Here is an 8,720-nt window from a genome sequence, read left to right as displayed (position 1 = left end):
CAGCAACGACGACACGCACAGTTCAGGTTGTGGATACAAAGCCACCGGTGATAACGTTAAAAGGTGGAGCAAAAATAGAGATTAATAAAGGTGAGACATTTACAGACCCAGGCGCAACTGCCATAGATGAGTGTCAAGGTGATGTACAGGTTACTGTTACCGGAACTGTGGATACAAGTGTGGCTAAAGAGTATACATTGACTTACACAGCAAAAGATGCGTCCGGCAATACAGCAACGGCGACACGAACAGTTATTGTGAAGGATGTTACTAAACCTCAGCCTGAAGAAGGTAAGTTAACAATCGTTCCTGAAAAGGTAGACTTCGGCGAACAGCCTATTAACAAGTCATATAAGAGGAGAGTCTTGTTGGTGAACAAGGGCAATGTTGCGGTAAACGTAACTATTTCTGTAGAAGATACAGCAAATGGTGTTTTCGTTGTAAAACCTGATTCCGGTACCTTAAGTGTAGGAACAGGTGAAACAAAGACGATTGATGTCGTGTTTGCTCCGAAGAAAGCGGGAACCTATAATGGCAAAGTGAAATTGACAGTCAATGATGGTGTCAAGGCAGAAGATAAGTATGTTGACATTGTCGGTGAAGGACAGAAACCGAAACGGAGATTTATCATTTCCTGTTCGCCTGTGGACAATACGACGGGTTATGCAGGTGATATCCTGTTCATAACTTTAACAGCAGGTGCTATGTTATTCTTTGCAACAAGAAGAAGGGCAAAGAATCAATAAACGTCACACAGATGTAAAAAGGCAATTTGAATCCCCACATCTCAATGAGATGTGGGGATTTCCTTTCATGACTCGATATATCCGAAGTTTTTATTGCTTGTTTATTTTTATTAGAATAAATGAACGATTTATAGTAAAAAGGAATTATATATAAGAGGAAAATAAGTTACTAAATAGCAAATAATTTATTGGAGAAGTATATGAAGACAAAAATTCTGGCAATTCATTTTCTTTGTTGGTCTATTTTATTTTTTATACAGGCTTATGGTGAAGGACCTGTTTTAACGGTTCAACCTGACCCGCAGTATGAATATATTTTTGGTGTTGTAGAAATTGGGAATACCTCTGAAAAGTATATATATATAATGAATACAGGTCAGGGAACCTTATTAGGTTCAGCCACAATAGAGAAACCCGAAGAGGAATTAGAAAATACTCAAAAGGAAGGTGAACATAGGAAGGAAGGGGAAGAGGGGGAGGAAGAGGAGGTGTTTTTCCTTTCTGGTGATACAAGTTTTTCACTTACTGAAAATCAAATAGCGACCATTAAAGTTCAATTTATACCCCTTAAAGAGAAAGAATATACAGCCAAAGTAAAAGTAGTTGCTTCGGATAATCAAAATGCGGAGATTAATATAAGAGGTATAGGAAAAAAGAAACCCAAAGCATTTTATTTTTTCGGGTGTGGTGATGCTACTTCAAAAAATCATATAGATAAAGTAGATTTCTTATGTCTTTTCATTTTATTGTGCATTCTTCTAAGATTCAATTATAGAAAAAAAGGAATCAGTTTAACCAAGTAATTTATGGAGTTGTATTGATGAAGCGGGTCATAGGTTTTTTTATTATCAGTTTTGTTTTGAGTATACCTCATTTTCTCTTTGCAGATGAAGGTAAACCATCGCTACCACCTCCGAAACATGGGGGTGTTTATGTGATTGCACATCGCGGTTTTCATCAAGGATATCCCGAAAATACATTGATTGCTTATCAAAAGGCGATTGAGTGTGATGTGGATTTTATTGAAGTTGATTTAAGAACAACAGCAGATGGCGAAATAATAAGTGTTCATAATAGTAAAATAGATGATTACACAGATGTAGTTAAGGGCTCCATTTCACAGTTTACATTAAAAGAATTGAAACAAATAGATATCGGTAGTCGGGTTGGTTCAGAATTTTCAGACCAGCGTATACCCACTTTTGATGAAATATTAGACTTATGTAAAGACAAGGTCGGACTTTACCTTGATATGAAAAGTGTTGACCCTGTCAAGGTTCTGGATAAACTTGAATCATATAATATGAAATATCGGGTTGTTTGGTATGGGGGGAGGAAAGATTTAGAAACGGTAAAAAAACTCTGCCCTGGTTGTTTTATTATGCCTGACCCTGGACCAGAAAAACATTTAAAATATGTGCTGGAAATGTTTAAACCGCCAGTAATAGCATCTGATTTTAAGTCGTGCAGTCCTACGTTTGTGGAAATGTGTCATGAGTATGGAGCCAAAGTTTTTATGGATGATGCTGGTCCTGAATCTTGGGAAGAATCTTTAAATTGGGGTGTCGATGGAATACAAACCGACCATCCTGATAAACTAATCACGTTTTTAGATAAAAGGAATAAAAAGGACTGAGCATTCATGATTCAGCTGGATCAAAAGAGGGTACTGTCTGCAATAGATCTTGCCCTAATGCTTCATAAAGAACAGAAACGAAAGGGGAGGGATATCCCTTATATAACACATCTGTTGGCTGTTGCCAGCAAGATTTTGGAAGAAGGGGGGGATGAAGACCAGTTTATTGCGGGATTATTACATGATTCTATCGAAGACCAGAATACACAATGGGCGAGTCAAGTATTAGATGGAGTTGAGATTATAAATTTAGAAATAGACGAAAAACAGTTTTTATTATCTTTACTAACTAATATAGAGGCAAGCGAATATACTTTTACTCTATTAGGGGTAATTTTTAAAAACTTTGGTAAAAAGGTAGCGTTATATGTGAGGCACTGTTCTGATTCTTTTACCTATCCTAAAAAACCATGGAAACAAAGGAAACAGGAATTTATCTCACAATGTTATTATCTTCCACCTGAGGTGAAGCTTATTGTAGCCTGTGATAAGTGGCATAACTTATATACGACCTACTTGGATTTGTGCCGTGGGGGTGATAATATCTGGGAAAAATTCAATGGAGGGAAAGAAGGTTCTCTTTGGTATTATCGGGAGATTATCCATGCCTTAAAATCAAACTGGACACACCCTATCCTTTTAGAATTACAAAGATACTATTTGTATATAACAGAAGAAAGAATTTAATATCCTTTATTACAGTATACCTATGTTATTTAAAACTAACTTTAGGAACACGAGGTACTTTTAGCTTTCTGCCAGCAGGCAGGTAATATGGTTTTTTGAGGTTGTTTAGTTGAATAATTTCCTCTTTGGACACACGTGTATCCCTTGCAATCGTTTCTAATGTGTCTCCATGTTTAACAATATAAATAAATGTGTCACCTGTATTGGGTGGAATTTGATTGGTTGTACTTTTGTTGTCATTCTGTTCAGTTTTATCTTCTGTTTTAGGCTCAATAGGTTCAATTCCAGTGATTGGCTCTGATATTGCTTTATCTCCTTCTTTTATCTCTGGTACAGAAATTGGCGATAGTTCAGATTCCTTCTTTTTATTTGGAGAAACAGGGCTCTTTTGTTGTATTTGCTGTTTTGTTTGTGAAGGGGATATATTTGCTCCTTCTGGTACATATATGACGAGTTTTAACCCGTATTTAATTAAATTTGGATTGTCAATCCCATTCCAATCAATAATATCTTTGGGTTTAACTCCATACCTTTGTGCAATACTAAATAATGTCTCACCTCGTGCTATTTGATGTCGTATTTCCTTTGTTCCTGGAGGTTGAGGCAGTTTTTGTTTTTTCGTTTGTACTACTTCTGGTTTTTCTTCTTTAGGTTTTTGAATATTCTTTTCAGGTTCTGTTTTATCCTCACTTTTCTCTTGTTTTTCTTTTTGTGAAGATGATGATATTACAGTTTCTTTTTCCAATTCCTTCTTTTGGACATCTTCTTGCTTCTTAGCTTCTCCGACAATTTGCGATAAGTCCTGGTTAAGCTTTTCCTGTTTTACTTCTCCAGCAGGTTCTTCCTTAGGAGGTTCTGTAGAAATCGGTGATTCTGATAGTGTAGGCTCAGGAGTGGTACTACTGGCTTGTTCTGGCGGTATATTAGGTGGTTCTGTATTTACGGTAGTAGTTTGCTCTTGTGTTTCAGGTTGAGATGGGACAGTTGCGGTTTGTTCTGTTGAGGTAGGTTGAGCACTCCCTTCGGTAGCTTGCGCAATGATTGTTGTTTCAGCAGGGGTAACCGTGGCGGGTGGTTCTGGATGTGGAACGGATTTTGTTTCCTTTTTCGGTAATGGTGAGACAGACATTATTAAGTTGGTAAGTCTTTTTATTCTTAATTCTTTTGCTTCATAAGAGATGTTCTGGTTAATGATGTCGCGTATTTGGGTTAATGTATCGATATCTGAAATCGAAACGCAAATCAAATCCACGCCAACACCTGCCATTTGCAAAGCAATATTTGGAAGCGTTTCCCCTGTGTGTAGTGGGTATTCAGATATATCGTCTGCAATAATCAATCCATCGTATGCCCATTTCTCTCGGATTAGCCCATGAATAATTTTTTGTGATATGGATGCTGGCATGTTTGGAGATTCATCATCTAAAAGTGGAATTGCCACATGAGATACTAATAAAGCAGGGCACTTTTGATGAATAGCTTCTGAGAATGGGAAGAGCCATGTGCCTAATTGTGAGATTGCCTGATTTAAATCTCCTCCTTGGCTATCCACTTCTAATGCATACGTTATTTGCGAATCGATTTCTTTCTTTGTTGAGAGGGATTTGCTCGGGAAGTTCGTAACGACAGGAATAACGTTACCTTGCCAGATTCCTTGTATAAAAGAAATTCCTACCCATTGGATTAATTCAGTAGTGTCGCCGATATAATTTGGCTTCTCCGTTTCTGGAACACGTCCTGCAACGTATAATTCAATCATAGGTCCTAAAAACATTGAGATTCCCAAATCTCTTGCCCTTTGAGCGTAAAGCGTTCCCGCCTCTATTATTTTTGATGTATCTGTTGATGTGTTAAATTCTGTAAGTTTCGGTAAATCACTAAATGGAGGGAATGTTGAAATTTGGCTTAAATTTAAATCAATTGCTATTAGAGGTAAGGATTGCCCTTCGGTGTACAAGGCACTATTGATTTTATCTATAATAGATACAAGTCGGTCGTGATTTAAACCACCTTGATAGTTTCTTATAACAACACCAACAGGTCTAATTTGCTTTAAAACTCCCAATGTTTCATCAGAGAATTTTTCTTCATCGATAATGTAGATAAACGGTGCTGTATTATTTAATTCGGATATAATTTTTTGTTCATTATTTTCAGTAGGTTTTGTTATTGAAGGTTCTTCTTTAGGTGTTTCCTTTGGTTCTTGTTTGGCAATTTGTGGTTGTAACAGTATTTCCTTGGTAGGAGGTGTTGTGAATTGGGAGTAAATATAGAACAAGGCAAACCCGACAAGAACTCCTAATGCAAATATGAAAACAATGCGGAATGGTGATTGTTTTTTATACACCTTCACGTTTAAATCCATCGGTTCCATTTCTAACCCTCCATAAATTCAGGTTCAGTTATGTGTATATATGTTCTATATAAGCATAATAAATGAGAATCTCACTCCATTTCAATAAAGAAACGACTACTTTCCCAGTTCCAGTTTGCACCTTTTTATTGATAAAATATAACCCTAAAACACAAAAGAAGAAAGTATATGAAAGCACCTAAAAAACAAAATAAATGCGATTTATTATTTGATTTGTTTGGTTTTCCTTCAATCCCTTTGCAAGGGGCATTACGTGTTAAAAAAAGGGATGGACATATTGAATCATTTAGCCTCCAGAAATTGTCAGAGTCAATAAAAAAGGCACTTCAATCTGGGGAAATGACTGAGAATGAACTGGAATACAGTCTTGCAACTGCTATAAAAACATATTTGAGGGAATGCCATGGCCTTGAAGCAATTGTTTCTACTGAGGAGATTTATTCGCTTACAACTCAGGCTTTGCAAGAGATGGGTTTGAAAAAGGCGTTGAAAATGTATACTGAATATGGACGCCAGAAACATTTACAGCAGAAATTCGCATCACAAGCAAAGGAGACTTTTATTCATAGTTCCAGAAAGAAGAAAATACACGATAAGACGACTAATTTTACACCACTTATCAATCAAAAAATAGAAGAAGTACACAAAGAAATAGAGCAGATATTGAACCCTTTGAATCTGAATATAACTATGTATGAGAAAGTTTCTCAGCATATATTGACAATACTTGACCAACTGCAAATACATTCACCAAGCAAGGAGTTTTTAAACGAGCTCTGTTATCATATTCTAAAAAAAGAAGGGATAATCTATAACTATAAGAGTAAGTATTTGAATCTGCCTATTGATGAGTGTGTTGAGATATTAATTCATGGGATTGATGAAGAAGGGACGCCAGATAAAACAGATGTTCATTTAGGAGAGAAAGTTAAAGAGCAAATATCGCGTGTGCATATATTCTCAGCCGAGTGTATAGACGCTCATGAAGAAGGTATTATTTATCTCCATGCTTTAGACAAACCAGACCGATTTATGAATTTGGAATTACCCACATATCTTATATGGGCATTGAGAAGGAAAGAAAACAAGGCAGTAAAAAGTCCTGGAGATTTCTGGAACGCCTTAAAAGAGATTCATCTTCATTGTGTAGATTATTTCTATGGAGATATTTATTGGTGGGGATTTAATTGGATTATTACTCCGTTTATCAAAGGGCTCGAAGGAACTGATTACAAGGATTGGCTTTCCTCTTTTATAATGTCCCAAGAGAAACATGGCGATAGAACTGCAGATATGAAAGTTGTCTTGGATTGGTATTTGCCAAAAAGATGGATGGATACGTATGTGCTTGGTCATCAAGGTAAGAATTTAGGTACTACTTATTCCAGCTATATTTCAGTTGCTCAAGATTTAATGGTAGATATTTTAGAATGTATTTTTTCAGATAAAACAAGGACAAATAATAATGCTACCACATCGCTATTTTGGCGATTTGACCTCCCTATGACAATAAAACCCTCATCTGTGTTCTGGTCACACCTTGTTTCTTGTGTAGAAGACCATTCTATCCCAGTGTCATTACAATTTGTAGATTATAATAAATTTGATTTACAAACAGAATTAGATACGTGGTCAGTCACCATAAATCTTGCCAGAATTGCTTATAACAATACTACGCCTGATGATTTTTATTCTTCTGTTTATAGCACACTTTTACTCGCTATTCAGGCATGTGAAGAAAAAATGAGGTTTTTCGTTACGTCTATTGAACAGTCTCAACAGAATATCTGGAAATTGCTATTGAATCAAATATTGAAAAATACATCCGCCCCAACTACTATTACAGCATACCCTATGGTATTAAATCTTTGTGGCATACAGGAGGCTATTTACTTATTGACCAAAAAGCAGTCTATTATGAAACCTTTGGAGTTACTACAGCATGCAGAAGTAATGTTGAAAAAAATAAAACGGATGGCTGATGGATGTATACGTGGAAAAAGCATAAATATCCAGATTGCATTAGAAAAAAATATCTATGTATTACAACGACTGGCTCGTAAAGACACGGATGATTGTCCTGAACTACTTTCTTTGTTCACACATAACCAGCCTTTTCATTTTTCACCCTGTTATACAGATGAAATAACACCTTTAGTTTTTTACCATTCGGAAGAACTTATCCCACAATTCTCAAAATTATTTTCTTTAAGTACATATTTTGATAAAAGTCTAACTGTAACATTATCCCCTCAACGCGTTTGGGATAGCCTAATTATAGGTGAAGTAATAGATTTGTTTGCTAAGGAAAATAAAGAATTTATACCTGTTGAGTTTCGTTTTGTCCCTTCAGAGTAAGGACGATAAAGTAATAATACTCGATATTTGTTAGAGATTCTCTATCATTAGGTTTAGATTATTGTCAATAACAAGTAATTGCCCATTCTCTATTTTTTTCCAACCAGGTTCATCAGAAATTATTTCCGAACAGATGACGAATGCCTTCTCATGGTTTAACGCTTTACTTTTTAGCAATAGTTTTGTTTCATTTGAAACTGCCTCAAATTCATTTTGGTCATTGGTGCCTTCACGAAATCTTTTTAACATAAAAAGTGTATTCCCGTTGCGATACGCATATAAATAGTTGCCATCCGAAAGAAGAAAATTTAAACTTCCATGGTCTATATAATCATAAATCTTTTGAATACCAAAGCGGATACCTTCAATAACATCACCATTTTGTTCCTCTATATTTTGTATAAGAAAGCGGAAGTATACTTCTGAGTCTGTGCAGTTACGTGTCATACCATTTTTATAATTTTAATAAACATTCATGGTCTACCCAACCGTTATGGGCAAATAGCCAGTTTTTAAATTCAAAAGGATGTGCATTTTCATCGCACACATCGCCGACTGTTGCAAGGCGGACATGTTCAATTATCAGGTGAGAACGGATTTTAGTTGATATAGTGTCATAGATCTCGCTTTCAACCGAAGAGCAACCTTCTTTTCTTAAATTTACCTTACCTGTTTTGTCATACCAACCAACTCCCCACCCATCTTGATTATATTTTCCAAGGTGTTTAAAATGCTTGAATGAAAAATTAAATTCTACTGTTTTGTTCACTATTACCCCTAATAAACGACACATAACTTTACCTCCTTCTTTGACCTGATATTTTTTTATTTGTAACTGGTAGACGGGGCGGGACTCGAACCCGCGGCCACCGGATTAAAAGTCCGATGCTCTTCCACCTGAGCTACCCGTCCACCTCCC

General features: G+C 36.1%; 8 protein-coding genes and 1 tRNA gene. 5 read left to right on the top strand and 4 right to left on the bottom strand.

Going from position 1 to position 8,720, the window contains the following annotated elements; all coding sequences use genetic code 11:
• The 4 genes from PLJ10_10630 to PLJ10_10615 all read left to right on the top strand — a co-directional run.
• Positions 1-746 (top strand): DUF5011 domain-containing protein (locus tag PLJ10_10630; protein HOK10103.1); only part of this gene is annotated, 746 nt, incomplete at its 5' end.
• 200 nt (positions 747-946) lie between these two features.
• Complete coding sequence (locus PLJ10_10625) at positions 947-1,549, top strand: hypothetical protein (GenBank protein HOK10102.1); 603 nt, start codon at positions 947-949, stop codon at positions 1,547-1,549.
• Between the two features lie 17 nt (positions 1,550-1,566).
• Positions 1,567-2,382, top strand: a complete 816-nt coding sequence (locus tag PLJ10_10620; protein ID HOK10101.1) for a glycerophosphodiester phosphodiesterase family protein — start codon at positions 1,567-1,569, stop codon at positions 2,380-2,382.
• Positions 2,383-2,388: 6 nt separating this feature from the next.
• Entirely contained in the window at positions 2,389-3,069 is a 681-nt protein-coding gene (locus PLJ10_10615; protein ID HOK10100.1) for an HD domain-containing protein, read from the top strand.
• 25 nt (positions 3,070-3,094) lie between these two features.
• On the opposite strand, the gene PLJ10_10610 is transcribed toward PLJ10_10615, so the two are convergent.
• The gene (locus PLJ10_10610; protein ID HOK10099.1) at positions 3,095-5,443 is read right to left on the bottom strand and encodes a LysM peptidoglycan-binding domain-containing protein; all 2,349 of its coding nucleotides are present in this window, start codon (positions 5,441-5,443) and stop codon (positions 3,095-3,097) included.
• Positions 5,444-5,611: 168 nt separating this feature from the next.
• Here PLJ10_10610 and PLJ10_10605 point away from each other — a divergent pair, with 168 nt between their 5' ends.
• Positions 5,612-7,801 (top strand): ATP cone domain-containing protein, encoded by a 2,190-nt coding sequence (locus tag PLJ10_10605; GenBank protein ID HOK10098.1) that lies wholly within the window; start codon positions 5,612-5,614, stop codon positions 7,799-7,801.
• 30 nt (positions 7,802-7,831) lie between these two features.
• On the opposite strand, the gene PLJ10_10600 is transcribed toward PLJ10_10605, so the two are convergent.
• From PLJ10_10600 to PLJ10_10590, 3 genes are all read right to left on the bottom strand, one after another.
• Positions 7,832-8,248 carry a class II glutamine amidotransferase gene (locus tag PLJ10_10600; protein ID HOK10097.1) on the bottom strand — a complete coding sequence of 139 codons (417 nt, stop codon included), beginning with the start codon at positions 8,246-8,248 and terminating at the stop codon, positions 7,832-7,834.
• 7 nt (positions 8,249-8,255) lie between these two features.
• A complete protein-coding gene (locus PLJ10_10595; GenBank protein HOK10096.1) occupies positions 8,256-8,594 on the bottom strand; it encodes a class II glutamine amidotransferase in 339 nt (112 codons plus the stop codon).
• Between the two features lie 43 nt (positions 8,595-8,637).
• Positions 8,638-8,713: transfer RNA gene (locus tag PLJ10_10590), tRNA-Lys, on the bottom strand.
• Between the last annotated feature and the right edge of the window lie 7 nt (positions 8,714-8,720).

This window comes from Candidatus Hydrogenedens sp. (assembly GCA_035361075.1).
In the GTDB taxonomy this organism is placed as follows: domain Bacteria; phylum Hydrogenedentota; class Hydrogenedentia; order Hydrogenedentales; family Hydrogenedentaceae; genus Hydrogenedens.
Note: the sequence above shows the minus strand (reverse complement) of the source record. Positions and strands in the feature narration are given on the sequence as shown.